This is a genomic window from Nocardia sp. NPDC102475, from assembly GCF_055584605.1.
This window is the reverse complement of the sequence record NZ_JBVJLS010000001.1, coordinates 75,498-89,200: the sequence shown is the minus strand read 5'-3', so window position 1 is coordinate 89,200 and position 13,703 is coordinate 75,498. Positions and strand designations below refer to the sequence as shown.

Below are 13,703 nucleotides of genomic sequence, written 5' to 3'. Positions count from 1 at the left end.
AACGACGTGTTCACCGCAGAGAGGCCACAAGCCACTACTGACGTGACATGCCGAACCGTGGCACGGCCCACCCGCCCCCGGGAGGTCACAAAGGTCCTGCCTTGTCGAGCCGGAGATCCCGATCTCTGGTTCGCCGAGAGCCCGGTCCAGTTGGAGCAGGCCAAGGCGCTGTGCGCGTCTTGCCCCATCCGAAAGGGCTGCCTGACCGCGGCCATGGATCGGCGCGAGCCTTGGGGTGTCTGGGGCGGTGAGATCTTCGACCAGGGTGTCGTGATCGCCCGCAAGCGCCCGCGTGGACGTCCACGCAAGGTCGCGATCTCGGTATGAGATCTGTGATTCCCCTCCCTCCGGTCGCTGAGGCCTATCCGGCCAATTCGGATTCGGGCAGGGCCCAGGAACGAGAAAGCAAACAAGCCGCTCACCGTGAGATCCGGTGGGCGGCTCGTTTGCGTTCTCGGCCAATCTTTTTCGGCTTTCAGCTGGCGGATCGCTCCTCGCGGAAGCCGGGCATCCACGCCCGCACCAATTGCATGAAGGGCAGCTCCGCATCGAGCTGGGCCAGGATGCCGACCGAACCGCCGAGCACGCGGAAGATCATCACGTACTGCGCGGGCAATTGCAGTGCCCGCGCGGTCTTCATATCCAGACTGCCGATATCGGAAGCCTTACCGGCCACCCGCTGCATCCATTTGCGGGTGAAGTGGAACGAATCGGTCTGGATCGGGTCGGTGAACGGCCGCAGGTAGTCGGCGATCTCCTTATCGGTGACGGTCCGGCCCGGAATCACCCAGCCGTTGTCGTACATGAGCTCGACCAGTTCATCGAAGCGTTCGTCGAGTTCCAGGGCCAGCATCCGGCCGAGGACCTCGGGGAAGCCGTCCGGCATGGGCGCGCACGCGCCGAAATCGATGACGGCCAGTTTGCCGTCGGGCAGCATCATGAAGTTGCCGGGATGCGGATCGGCGTGCAGCAGTCCGGCGGTCTCCGGCGAGGAGAAGTGAAATTTGCCCATCAATGCGGCGACCCGATTGCGCAGCGCACGCGTGCCCTCCGGATCCTCGGCCCCCTGCTTGATGATCTGTGAGACCGGGGTGCCGTCCAGCCATTCGGTCACGATCACCTTCGGTGCGCTGGCCACCACCTTCGGCACCACGATCTCCGGATGCCCGTCGAAGGCCCTGGCGAAGGTGCGCTGGTTGGCGGCCTCGTTGCGGTAGTCGAGCTCCTCTTCGGTGCGCTCGGTGATCTCGGCCAGCAGCGGCTTCACATCCGCGCCCGGAATCACCGAGGCGAGCAGACCGGTCATCCGCGACAGTGTCTTGAGGTCGGCGCGCAGCGCCTCGTCGGCGCCCGGATACTGCACCTTCACCGCGACGGTCCGGCCGTCCGACCACACCGCCTTGTGCACCTGGCCGATGCTCGCCGATGCCGCGGGAGTGTCGTCGAAGGATTGAAAGCGCTGCCGCCACTGGGTGCCGAGCTGCTGGTCCAAGACCCGATGCACGGTCTCGGCGGGCATCGGCGGCGCGGCGGCCTGCAGTTTGGTGAGTGCCTCGCGATAGTGCTCGCCGAACTCCTCGGGAACCGCGGCCTCCATGACGCTCAGCGCCTGTCCGAACTTCATCGCACCGCCCTTGAGCTCACCGAGCACGGTGAACAACTGCTCGGCGGCCTTCTGGTTCAACTGGGCGTTGATCTCCCCCTTATCGCCACCGGCCAGCTTCTTACCGAACCCGACGGCGGCTCGTCCGGCGATACCCAGCGGAATCTTGGCTAACTTGGCATTGCGGGACGAGCGACGGCGCACGATCTCAGACACGTACCCATCATGGCGGACGGACCCGGGAAATCGCCACGACAATCTTGATGTCTCTGCTTGGCGGACTGTAAGAATCGACACTCTCATCCAGTGCTACCAGCGAAAATGCTGCGGCAGCCGCAGCCGTCGTGCTGCGGCCATTCCCGGCGCGAGATCCGGTGCGTATCGAGTTCGAGTTCGATCGTGCTGTTCATGGTGTCGAGCTGACGCTCGGGGGAACAGTGCATGATCGCTTCGAGTTCGCCGAGCAGCAAAGCCGCCGTCGCCAGGATCCCGGCAGGTGAGGCGTGCCCGACCCGACCGAGCAATTGGCTCGCCAGCTGCGGCCACTCCGGGTCGTACTCACAGCGGGTCAGGTCGAGGCAGCGCAGACAGCTCGTCAGGCCGGGAAAGACCAGCGGACCGACGATGCCCCTGTTGCCATCGCGAATTCGGACCTGCAGATGCGGAATCCCGTGCAGCACCAGCTCGTTGGCCAGGCGCGGTTCGATGACGAGCGAATCGGCCAGCACCACGAGTTCACCGTGCCAATCCAGCACCGAACCCTCGGCGCGATACCCACGTGACCGGATCGGCCGCAGCCCGAGCCGCCGCAACCCGGTCGCGACCGCATCCGAGAGTGGCCCGAGTCCGTGCACCCGCACCGAACGCACCCGCCCCAGGCGTGGATCCGGGTGCAGCAGCAGTCCCGCGTCATCGATGCGATTCAGCAGCTCCGCCGCGTCCTCGGGTTCGATCCCACATTGCCCGGCCTGCCAGATGACCTGCGGGCGACTGTGCATGCCGTCCAGCAGCCGCAAAAACGCCAGCACGGTGTCGGTATCCGATGCGGTCCGATCGAGTAGCAGTGCCCGCTCCGGATCCCACCCCAACTGCACGACCCCGGACGACCGCACCAACACCGTCACCCGCGGCGCCAGCATCGGCCCGCACATCCGCCTCGTCGTCATGGCAGCAGTATGCGGATCGGGTCATCGGTGCATCAGCGCGAATCCTGCAGTAATCCACAGGAATTCGCGCTTATCAACAGGACATGTCTTAGGACGCGTCGGTGTCCTTGCCGAGGTTCGGGCCGGATTCACCGTCACCCTTCGCGGCCTCGCGTTCGGCCTTCTCGCGTGCCTCGGTTTCGGCCAACTGGGCCAGCGGATCGTCGAAGGCGTCCACGCCGCCGCCGATCACCGAATCGATGAAGCCCGCCGGGGAGTCCAGATCATTGGAATCCGGCAGCAGATCCGGATGCGCCCAGATGGCGTCCCTCGCGTCGATGCCCGCATCGGCGGTGAGCCGCCGCCACAGCGCCGCCGCCTCGCGCAGCTTGCGCGGCCGCAGCTCGAGTCCGACCAGCGTCGCGAAGGTCTGCTCGGCCGGACCTCCGGTGGCGCGGCGGCGGATCAGGGTTTCGGCGAGCGCGCCCGCACCAGGAAGGCGGTCACCGATCGCCTCGGTGACCACGACCTGTACCCAGCCCTCGATCAGGGCCAGCAGCGTTTCCAGCCGCTCCAGGGCCTGCTTCTGTTCCGGGGTGGTCTGCGGTTCGAACGCGCCCTGGGACAGGATCTCCTCGAGCTTCGAGGGATCGGTCAGCGACATCGGGTCGATATTCTGGGCCGCCGACTCCAAGGCGGAGAAGTCCATCTTGATGCCGCGCGCATAGTCCTCGACCGCGCCGAGCACCTGCTGACGCAGCCACGGCACATGTGCGAACAGGCGCTGGTGGGCGGCCTCGCGGGCCGCGAGGAAGACCAGGATCTCGCTTTCCGGCTGCTCGAGTCCGGCGCTGAACTCCGAGATGGCCGCGGGCAGCAGCGCCGCGGTGCCGGTCGGGCCGAGCGGCAGTCCGATATCGGTGGAGGTCAGCACCTCCTTGGCGAGTTGGCCGAGTGCCTGCCCGAGCTGGGAGCCGAAGGCGAGTCCGCCCATCTGCCCCAGCATGCCGACCATCGGACCGGCGAACTCGCGCGCCTCCTCCGGCAACTGCGCGGTCCACATGCCGGAGATCTGCTCGGCCACCGGATCACACAGCCGCTTCCAGGTCGGCAGCGTTTCCTCGATCCAATCGTTGGCGGTCCAGGCCGCGGTTCTGGTGGCGCCCGCGGGCAGTGTGGTCGCGCCGTCCAGCCACAGTTCGGCCAGGTGCGCGGCGTCGGCCACGGCCTTGACCGTGCTTTCGGATACCGGCGTCACATTCGCGCCGAGCTGCTGGCGGGCCAATCGCTTGGCCACGTCGTAGTTGACCGGCCCGGACTGCGCCGAACCCGGCTGTCCCATCCCGCTGAGCATCTGGCCGAGCGAGGTGAGCATCTGTCCGAGCTGGGCCGGATCGAAACCGCCCGCGCCTGCCCCGCCTAAGCCGAACGGATCGTTCGCCCCGGCACCGCTCGGCTCGTCGCCGCGCTTGCGGTCGTCGTCATCGCGGTTCGAGAATCCGAAGGGGAGGTCACTCATACTCCAAACATTACGCGTGTGGTGTAGGGGGTCGATGTTCGCGCGGCGCGAAATCTCCGGCACGCGTACGCCGGTAAATATGCGCCTCGCACGACCCGGCGCGGCAGCGATCATTACTGTGGTCCAGGTGAATCGTCGGATCTTGACCCTGGTGGCCGCCCTGATCCCGGTGCTCGTCCTCGGCGTGGTGGGCAGTCTGCTCACTGTGCCCTTCGTCGCACTCGGGCCGGGACCCACGTTCAATACCCTCGGCTCGGTCGACGGCAAGCAGGTCGTCGATGTCCGCGGCGCCGAGGTGGACCCGGTGACCGGTCATCTGAATATGACGACGGTCTCGGTGCGCGACGGACTCAACATCTTCGAGGCGTTCGGGTTCTGGGTCAGCGGTGAGCACGGCCTGGTTCCGCGCGCCGAGGTGTACCCACCCGGCGTCCCGCGCGAGGAGATCGACAAGTCCAACCAGCAGGACTTCAAGGATTCCGAGGGCAATGCCGAGGTGGCGGCGCTGCACTTCATGAACCTGCCGACGGTGGTGCTGGTGCGCAAGGTCTCCGACGACGGGCCGGCCAAGGAGACACTGCAGGCAGGGGACGAGCTGGTCAGCGTCAACGGCGCACCGATGACCGCGCCCAAGGATGTGGTCGCCGCGGTGTCCTCGCAGGCGCCCGGCGCGCAGATCACCGTGACCTACCGGCGTGAGAACACCGAACACACCGCGACCATCACCCTGGCCGCCCGCCCCGACGACGCTAACAAGGGCTACCTCGGCCTGACCCCGACCGAGGGTGCGCGTCCGCCGATGGAGGTCTCGTTCAATCTCGCCGATATCGGTGGGCCGTCGGCCGGTCTGATGTTCAGCCTCGCGCTGATCGACAAGCTCACCCCCGGTGAACTGGACGGCGGCAAGTTCGTCGCCGGGACCGGAACCATCGATCAGGACGGCAAGGTCGGTCCGATCGGCGGCATCCAGTACAAGATGATGGCCGCGCGCGACGCCGGTGCGGAGACCTTCCTGGTCCCGGCCGCCAATTGCAATGAGGCCAAACAGCGCACGCCCGACGGCCTGCGCCTGGTGAAGGTCGAAAACCTCAGCGGCGCAGTGCAATCCCTCAACGACATCAACGCGGGTCGGGAGACCGTCTCCTGCGGCTGATCACTCCATCGTGTGGTGCAGTGCCTCGATGAGGTTGGGCGCCAGATTCGGATAGGTGCGCAGGTCGAGATCGCCGAAGTCGTCGACATCGTCCTCGGGCTTGACCTGCAGCAGGCACAGATCAGTGCCGCTGCGAAGTACCGCGGCGAACAGCCGGGCCGTGCGCCGCCCAGGATGCGTCTGGGCCGCGGCGCGCGCGGCGGCGTCGGCGGCCTCGTGATCGGCGAGCAGCGGGGTGAGCGCATCGTCGAGGGTGCTCTCGGCATCCGGCGGCAGCACGACGATCTCTTGGACGAGCACACAGCCGCTCACGCCATCGGGCCAGCTGGTGGTCGCGAGGAATTCGTCGAGCGCCATCGATCCGCCGGTGATGTCCTCCGGGAACGACTCCTGTGCAATGGGAGTCAGCTCGCTGCCCTGATCCAGCTGATCGAGCAACCCGGGCTCGGCCGCGACCAGATCGGCGGTCGGCACCAGCGCGAACATCTGCGGCGGTCTGCCCCAGCCCTCGGCATCGACGAATTCCGCCACTTCACGGACGGAACGGGCGAGGACGAGTTCGGCGTGCAGGTCTGCGGTCACACTGGACATCCTCGCACCAGCAATCATGTGCATGTAGCCAGGGCAGGCATGATCTCGCAACCACGACGGAGCGAGTCTTACGAGCGATGTTCGCGGCCCGTCTCGCGTCCGAGTCGTCGAAGCGCAGGCGCCGAAGGCGCGAGTCTCGACGGCTCGGACGCGAGACAGAAGGGGGCCGTGAACGCGCAGCGCCGAAGGCGCTGCCAGTGTCACAGCCCGATTCCGTAGAGTGGGCGCGGGACGGTCCGCTAGGACCACCTGCAACATCGGACTGCGGTGTCACGGCCGAGAACATCGGTGCGCGCGCCGCCGGACCTTGGAGAGTGGCATCGTGGGCATGCGGCCCCCCACCGGCTTACCTTCGTTGTCCCGACGCAGCCGAGTGCTGCTGGTGGCGGCCATCATTCTGGCGGCGCTGCTGCTGCTGGGACCGCGGCTGACCGACACCTATACGAACTGGTTGTGGTTCGGCGAGGTCGGTTTCCGCAACGTCTATCTCACCGTGCTGCGCACGCGGATCCTGTTGTTCATCGCCGTCGCGCTGTTCATCGGTCTCGTCGTCTGGCTGGCGTTGCTGCTGGCCTATCGGACCAGGCCGGTATTCGTGCCGGTGGCGGGGCCGAACGATCCGATCGCGCGCTACCGCACCACTGTGATGAGCCGGCTCAAGCTGTTCGGCATCGGCATCCCGCTGCTACTCGGCGTGCTCTCCGGCCTGGTGGCGCAGTCGAATTGGGTCACCGTGCAGCTGTTCCTCAATGGCGACTCGTTCGGCCAGAAGGATCCGCAGTTCGGCCTCGATGTCGGTTTCTATGCCTTCGACCTGCCGTTCTACCGGATGGTGCTGAACTGGCTGTTCGTCGCGGTGGTCATCGCATTTTTCGCCAGCCTGGTGACGCACTACGTCTTCGGCGGTCTGCGCCTGACCGGGCGCGAGGGCACGCTGACCCGGCCCGCGCGCATCCAGCTCGCGGTGATCGCCGGAATCTTCGTGCTGCTCAAGGCGATTGCCTACTGGTTCGACCGCTACGAGCTGCTGTCGAGCAGTCGTAAGGAGCCGACCTTCACCGGTGGCTCCTACACCGATATCAACGCGGTGCTGCCCGCGAAGCTGATCCTGCTGTCCATCGCGGTGATCTGTGCGATCGCCTTCTTCGCCGGTATCGTGCTGCGCGATCTGCGGGTGCCCGCGATGGCGGCCGCGCTGCTCGTGCTCTCCTCGGTCCTGGTCGGCGCGGTATGGCCACTGGTCGTCGAGCAGTTCTCGGTGCGCCCGAACGCCGCCGACAAAGAGAGTGAATACATCGAACGCAATATCGCCGCGACCAGGCAGGCGTTCGGCATCACCTCGGACAAGATCGAGTACAAGGACTACAAGGGCGACAGTTCGAAGAGCCCGCTGGAAGTTCCGGTCGACGCGGCGACCATCGGCAATGCCCGCCTGCTCGACCCGAATATCTTGTCGCCCACCTTCACTCAGCTCAAGCAGCTGAAGAACTTCTACGGCTTCCCCGAGTCGCTGGATATCGACCGCTACACCCTCAACGGCGATACCCAGGACTACATCGTGGCCGCCCGCGAACTGCACCCGTCGGCGCTGAGCGGTAATCAGACCGACTGGATCAACAAGCACACCGTCTACACCCACGGCAACGGCTTCGTCGCGGCGCCCGCCAACCGAGTCAACCGGCCGCAGTACGAGGACCCGAACGCCAATACCGGCGGCAGCAGTGACAGCGGCTACCCGATCTTCCTGGTCAGTGACCTGTTCAACTCGACCGACCAGCAGCAGATCAAGGTCGACCAGCCGCGCGTCTACTACGGCGAGCTGATCTCGCAGTCCAATCCGGACTACGCGATCGTCGGCGCCGTGAACGGTTCGCAGCCGCGCGAATACGATTCCGACACAGCGCAATTCACCTACAGCGGCAAGGGTGGCGTGTCGATCGGGAACTGGTTCAACCGGTTGGCGTTCGCGGCCAAGTACACCGAGCGCAATCTGCTGTTCTCCTCGGCCATCGGGGACAACTCCAAGATCATCTTCAACCGTAGCCCGCGCGAGCGGGTCCAGAAGGTCGCGCCCTGGCTGACCACCGACGGCAATGCCTATCCGGCAGTCGTCAACGGCCGGATCCAGTGGATCGTCGACGCGTACACCACGCTGGACAACTACCCGTACGCGCAGACCACCTCGCTGGAGGGCGCGGTCGAGGACAGCATCGATAAGAAGACCGGAAGGCTGTTGCCGCGCAAGGAGGTCAGCTACATCCGCAACTCGGTGAAGGCCACCGTCGACGCCTACGACGGCACGGTGACCCTCTACGAGGTGGACCCCACCGACCCGGTGCTGAAGGCCTGGCGCGGTGTGTTCCCTGGCGCGGTCAAGCCGCAGAGCGAGATCTCACCCGAACTGCGCGCGCACTTCCGCTATCCCGAGGATCTGTTCAAGGTGCAGCGCGAAATGCTGACCAAGTACCACGTGGACAATCCGCGAGAGTTCTTCACCAACAACGCTTTCTGGTCGGTGCCGAGCGATCCGACCACCGAGGGCGGCACCTTCAACCAGCCGCCGTATTACGTGCTGCTGGGTGACGCGTCGGCGAACAATAAGCCGGTATTCAATCTGACCAGCGCCATGGTCGGCTACAACCGGCAGTTCCTGTCCGCCTATATTTCGGTGCGCTCGGACCCGGACGGCTACGGCAAATTCACGATCTTGCAATTGCCGACCGATACGCAGACACAGGGTCCGCAGCAAACGCAGAACAGTATGACGACGGCGCCGGAAGTCTCCAGTCAGAAAACGCTGCTGTCGAACTCGAACAAGATCAGATACGGCAATCTGCTGACCTTGCCGATCGCCGACGGCGGAATCCTTTACGTGGAGCCGTTTTACAACGAGCGAAATACCGGGGCAGGCAGTTCCACCTTCCCGCAGCTGCTGCGGGTACTGGTGAGCTATCGCGATGTGGCGGGCAGTGTGAAGGTCGGGTTCGCCTCCACCCTGGCCGATGCGCTGAATCAGGTGCTGCCGGGGACCGGTTCGCTGGCCACCCCGTTCGGCGGCGATCCGGCGAGCAGGCCGAAACCGGGCACCACGCCACCGGCGGATCACGGCGCCACGCCACCGACGCAGGGCACGGCGCCGCCTACACAGGGCACAACGCCGCCGCCTGCGACCGGGTCCGCCGCCAAGGATGCGGCGGCCGCGGAGCTGAGCAAGAAGATCGAGACTGTGCGAAATGCCATGAAGTCCGGGAACTTCCAGGACTTCGGCAAGGCGCTGGAGGAACTGGACGCCGCGGTGAAGGCGTATCAGGACGCCGGTCGCTGATCCAACTAGAACGGCCCCGGCACCCGAATTCGGGTGCCGGGGCCGTTCTCATCGACGTCGAACCGACGTCCACCTCGGCGCCGTTGCCGAGTGACGTCCGATTCCTACGTCAGCGACCGAACGAGTCGATCAGTGCACCGTTCTGGTCCAGCAACTGCTGGTACTGGCCCTCGAGGCCGTTCTGCTTGGCCAGCTGGTAGCCCGCGGACTTGGCCTGCTCGATGGCGGACTTGACATTGGTGGCCGGGGCAGGCGCGGCTTCGGCGGGGGCGGCGGGCTCCGGCTCGACGACGGCCGGGGCGCTCGGCTCGGACTCACCGGCACGCAGGTACTGACCGCAGACCGGCCAGGCGCCAGCACCCTGGGTGGCGAGCACATTCTCGGCCACCCGGATCTGCTCTTCTTTGCTGGCATGATTGGCGGAACCGCCGCCACCGTTGGCCGCCCAGGTGCTCTGCGAGAACTGCAGACCGCCGTAGTAGCCATTTCCGGTGTTGATACCCCAGTTGCCACCGCTTTCGCACTGCGCGACGCCATCCCAATTGTGGGCCGGGGCGGCGGCTGCGGTGCCGGTGGAAAGACCGAACGGGACGGCAACGATTGCGCCGGTGACAGCGGCATAGCCGAGGGCGCGGGTGCTGAGCTTTCGGTGCTTCGACATGTTGTATTCCCTCCCTGCGCCCACCGCCCCCGGTAATGCGAAAGCCGAGTCCCTGCCCCCAGGCGTGTCGGGGATCCTCGAACCGCGGGACAGGGTCGCCGGTGTTCGGCGGTTCGAGTTCGAGCCCATCACGTTTGATCCGGGCCGTGAATCGACGGTAACGAAGAAATCTCGGCAGATCACATCTTGATAACTTCCCCATTCCGTGATGCGAATAACGTGTATACCGATGTTTGCGCAGGTCGCAAATGCCATAAGAATGGATTCTGGACGGTCGGTTATAGCATCGTTATGTGTTCGGGATCACTACGAAATAGTGGCCCGGGTCACGTTTGAAGCCGTTGGTCGACCGGTCTGTCGCGTTCTGAACGACTTTCGCCGCCCTCGCTCGGGTTCGGTGGGCGGATTCGGCAGATGCCCACTACCGCCCCTCGGAGCCGTCTGTGTGCAACCTCACCTCGCCCGCCCGCGACCCCGCACCCGACCCGCTGACCAGGGCAAACCCCCTGGAAGATAAGCGATTTGCCTTCCGTGCGTAGACGTGTGTAATGTTGTGTTTACCGACGCGGGGTGGAGCAGCTCGGTAGCTCGCTGGGCTCATAACCCAGAGGTCGCAGGTTCAAATCCTGTCCCCGCTACTAGCGGAAACGGCCCGGAACAGAAATGTTCCGGGCCGTTTTTCGTTGGTGCTCGAGCGCATATCGGGAACCGTGGCCAGGCTCCCCATCCGGCTCGGGGAACCGATCAAACCGCCGATCGGCCCGAATCCTCGAGGTAGGCGACGATGGCGTTGGTGAGTCCGCGCCGGGCCTTGTCGAGGTCGGAGTAGGTGCCGAGTTGGCGTTCGGAGTTGATGCCGCGCATGGCGCCTGGGATGAGCGCTGCGATCTCCTCCACGCGCGCCGGGTCCACGCCGAGGTCTGCGAAGGCGTTTTGGCAGGTCTCGAGCCAACCCCGGCCCCAGGATGCGAGTTCGGCGGCGGTGCGGGGGTAGAGCTGTTCGAGTTCGGTGTGATCGCGCGGCAACGCGGCACGTAGGTTCTCGATTGCCCGGGAGTCGGGGGAGGTGAGTCCCGCGTAGAGGGTGTCGATGATGCCGGCGACGCGCTGGCGAAGCGGGGCCGCGGTGTCGGTGAAGGTGAGCATGTCGGCTCGCCGCTCGGCTGTGTAGTGCAGCACGGCGGCCCAGAGTCCGTCGTTATCGCCGAACTGATATTTGACCGCGCCCCAGGTGGCGCCGATCTCGCGGGCGATCTTGCTGGCCGACACCGCCCCCGGATCGCCGGTGGCCAGCGATTTCACCGCCGCTTTCAGCATGTTCTCCCGGGTGGCATCGCCACGGCGATTCGTGCGTCGCGCATAGACATCCCGGTCGGTCACTTTCCAGATGTTAGCTGGTGGAGCGCACCCGGCCACGTTCGAATCTCTGCCCGCCGAGCCGTTTTTCATAGTTTCACAGTACCCGCTGTGATAATTTCACAGCAGTCACTGTGATTCAGGCGCTGCCGGGAGAGGACACCGAGATGGCGAAACCGCCACTATCGATGAAGCCGACGGGATGGTTTCAAGTCGCGTGGTCGGCCGAGATCGGCGTCGGCGCGGTCCACCGGATGACGTACTTCGGCCGGGAGTTGGTGGCATGGCGGGCACAGTCGGGCCTGTTGACGGTGATGGATGCCTACTGCGAGCATCTGGGCGCTCATCTCGGATTCGGCGGTCATGTCGAGGGCGATGTCATCGAATGCCCGTTCCACGGCTGGCAGTGGAACCACGAGGGCCGCAACGTCTGCATTCCGTACGAGAAACATCCCAATCGGGGTAGGCGCATCCGTACCCACCCGGTCGTCGAGCGCAACGAATCGGTCTACATCTGGCACGACGTCGACGGTCGCGCACCCTTTTTCGAAGTGCCCGACATATTCACCGGATTCGGCGACGACAGCAGTTCGGCCGACTACTACCCGCAGGCCACTCTGTTCCGCGAGCGACTGGAACTTCATCCGCAGTACGTGCTCGAAAACGGTGTCGACTTCGCGCATTTCAAGTTCGTGCACCAGACGCCGATCGTGCCGGTATTCACCCGGCACGACTTCGACGAGCCGGTGTCCTACGTCGACTTCACCATCACCTTCGAAGGCGATGACGGGCAGTCCATCGAGGATGTCAACAGTGGCGTCGAGGCGATCAACGGCGGACTGGGCGTCGCGGTGACCAAGAGTTGGGGCATGGTGGACAACCGGACCATTACGGCGGTCACCCCGGTCGACGACAGCACCTGCGATGTTCGTTTCAGCGTGTACATCGGCCGTCGGCCCAGCTCTGATCCGGCGAAGGCCGAGCAGAGAGCCCAGGCGTTCGCCCAAGAGGTCATTCGCCAGTTCACCCAGGACGTCGATATCTGGCAGCACCAGCGCTACTCGGATCCACCGGCACTGTCCGGAAGTGAGTACGAGGGCTTCACCGCCATCCGCACCTGGGCCGAGCAGTTCTACCCGATCCCGACCCACGATCAACGCATCCAGAAAAGCAGGCATCAATGAACGCACCGACCAAAGCGCCGATCCGGGTGTTCCAAGTCGCCACCGGCAATGTCGGAACCGAGATGATCAAACGAATCGGCAACCATCCGGATCTCGAACTCATCGGATTGCATTGCTACACACCGGAGAAGATCGGCCGCGACGCCGGCGAGATCGCCGGTCTGGCACCGAACGGCGTCATCGCGACCGGCTCGGTCGACGAGATCATCGCCGCCGCACCCGATGTGCTCACCTTCCACGGCGTATTCCCCGACGAGGACCTCTATGTCCAGGTGCTCGAAGCGGGCATCGACATCGTCACCACCGCGGACTGGATCACCGGTTGGCATCGCGACACCAACCACCCGCATCCGTCGGGTAAGCCGGTGACCCAGCTCCTGAGCGCGGCGTGCGCGAAGGGTGGCTCGACCTTCTACGGCACCGGCATGAACCCCGGCCTGAACCAGATCCTCGGTGTGGTGTGTTCCGCCGACGTCGCCGATATCGAGAGCATCATCACCCTCGAATCCGTCGACGTGTCGTGCCACCACTCGAAGGAGACCTGGATCGAGGTCGGCTACGGGTCACCTGTCGACGACCCGAGCATCCCCGGCAAGCTGGAGAAATACACCAGCGTCTTCGCCGACAGCGTGCTGATGATGGCCGACTGCTTCGGTCTGGAACTCGACGAGGTGAAGTTCACCTATGAACTCGGCGCCTGCACCAAGGATGTCGACCTGGGCTGGTACCGGCTGCCGAAGGGCTCGCTCGGCGGTAATCACATCAAGTACCAGGGCATGGTCGACGGCGTTGCGAGGATCGAGACGCATCTGGAGTGGCAGATGACCCCGCACACCGACCCGAGCTGGAATATCAAGGGCTGCTACATAACTCGGATCAAGGGCGATCCGTGCATTTACAACAAGCACATGATTCTCCCGAAGCCCGGCGTCGACCTCGCCAACCCGGACAATTTCGCCTCGATCGGCATGACCGTCACCGGATTGCCCGCACTCAACGCGATCGCGTCCGTTGTCGCCGCCCCGCCGGGACTGCTGACCAGTGCGGACCTCCCGCTGCGCGGATTCGCCGGTCGGTTCAAAAACCCCCGCGACTAGGAAACGGGGCGCACCCACTCATTTCCCTTCTCAACTTATAACGCACCGGGGGGATTGCGGCAAGACCCG

General features: G+C 65.0%; 11 protein-coding genes and 1 tRNA gene. 6 read left to right on the top strand and 6 right to left on the bottom strand.

Annotation, left to right across the window (positions count from 1 at the left end; all coding sequences use genetic code 11):
* Positions 1-6 precede the first annotated feature (6 nt).
* The gene (locus ACZ60G_RS00410) at positions 7-327 is read left to right on the top strand and encodes a WhiB family transcriptional regulator (protein ID WP_373864748.1); all 321 of its coding nucleotides are present in this window, start codon (positions 7-9) and stop codon (positions 325-327) included.
* Positions 328-475: 148 nt separating this feature from the next.
* On the opposite strand, the gene ACZ60G_RS00405 is transcribed toward ACZ60G_RS00410, so the two are convergent.
* The 3 genes from ACZ60G_RS00405 to ACZ60G_RS00395 form a co-directional block, all read right to left on the bottom strand.
* Positions 476-1,819: an ABC1 kinase family protein gene (locus tag ACZ60G_RS00405; RefSeq protein ID WP_465805996.1), complete on the bottom strand. Its 1,344-nt coding sequence runs from the start codon at positions 1,817-1,819 to the stop codon at positions 476-478.
* A gap of 83 nt (positions 1,820-1,902) precedes the next feature.
* Complete coding sequence (locus ACZ60G_RS00400; RefSeq protein ID WP_465805995.1) at positions 1,903-2,769, bottom strand: hypothetical protein; 867 nt, start codon at positions 2,767-2,769, stop codon at positions 1,903-1,905.
* A gap of 88 nt (positions 2,770-2,857) precedes the next feature.
* A complete protein-coding gene (locus ACZ60G_RS00395) occupies positions 2,858-4,267 on the bottom strand; it encodes a zinc-dependent metalloprotease (protein ID WP_465805994.1) in 1,410 nt (469 codons plus the stop codon).
* 127 nt (positions 4,268-4,394) lie between these two features.
* Between ACZ60G_RS00395 and ACZ60G_RS00390 the strand changes: the two genes are divergently transcribed.
* Entirely contained in the window at positions 4,395-5,420 is a 1,026-nt protein-coding gene (locus ACZ60G_RS00390) for a YlbL family protein (protein ID WP_465805992.1), read from the top strand.
* On the opposite strand, the gene ACZ60G_RS00385 is transcribed toward ACZ60G_RS00390, so the two are convergent.
* On the bottom strand, positions 5,421-6,011 hold the full coding sequence (locus ACZ60G_RS00385; protein ID WP_465805990.1) for a PPA1309 family protein: 591 nt from the start codon (positions 6,009-6,011) through the stop codon (positions 5,421-5,423).
* 322 nt (positions 6,012-6,333) lie between these two features.
* Between ACZ60G_RS00385 and ACZ60G_RS00380 the strand changes: the two genes are divergently transcribed.
* Positions 6,334-9,336, top strand: a complete 3,003-nt coding sequence (locus tag ACZ60G_RS00380) for a UPF0182 family protein (RefSeq protein ID WP_465805988.1) — start codon at positions 6,334-6,336, stop codon at positions 9,334-9,336.
* A 109-nt stretch (positions 9,337-9,445) separates the two neighbouring features.
* On the opposite strand, the gene ACZ60G_RS00375 is transcribed toward ACZ60G_RS00380, so the two are convergent.
* Positions 9,446-9,997: a transglycosylase family protein gene (locus ACZ60G_RS00375; protein ID WP_465805986.1), complete on the bottom strand. Its 552-nt coding sequence runs from the start codon at positions 9,995-9,997 to the stop codon at positions 9,446-9,448.
* 564 nt (positions 9,998-10,561) lie between these two features.
* Here ACZ60G_RS00375 and ACZ60G_RS00370 point away from each other — a divergent pair.
* Positions 10,562-10,635 (top strand) — tRNA-Met (locus tag ACZ60G_RS00370).
* Between the two features lie 106 nt (positions 10,636-10,741).
* Here the strand turns inward: ACZ60G_RS00370 and ACZ60G_RS00365 are convergent.
* Positions 10,742-11,314, bottom strand: coding sequence for a TetR/AcrR family transcriptional regulator (locus ACZ60G_RS00365; protein WP_465806701.1), 573 nt, complete (start codon positions 11,312-11,314; stop codon positions 10,742-10,744).
* Between the two features lie 206 nt (positions 11,315-11,520).
* Between ACZ60G_RS00365 and ACZ60G_RS00360 the strand changes: the two genes are divergently transcribed.
* Positions 11,521-12,537, top strand: a complete 1,017-nt coding sequence (locus ACZ60G_RS00360) for a Rieske 2Fe-2S domain-containing protein (protein WP_465805985.1) — start codon at positions 11,521-11,523, stop codon at positions 12,535-12,537.
* On the top strand, positions 12,534-13,634 hold the full coding sequence (locus tag ACZ60G_RS00355; RefSeq protein WP_465805983.1) for an NAD(P)H-dependent amine dehydrogenase family protein: 1,101 nt from the start codon (positions 12,534-12,536) through the stop codon (positions 13,632-13,634). Before ACZ60G_RS00360 ends, ACZ60G_RS00355 begins: the two co-directional genes overlap by 4 nt.
* Positions 13,635-13,703 lie beyond the last annotated feature (69 nt).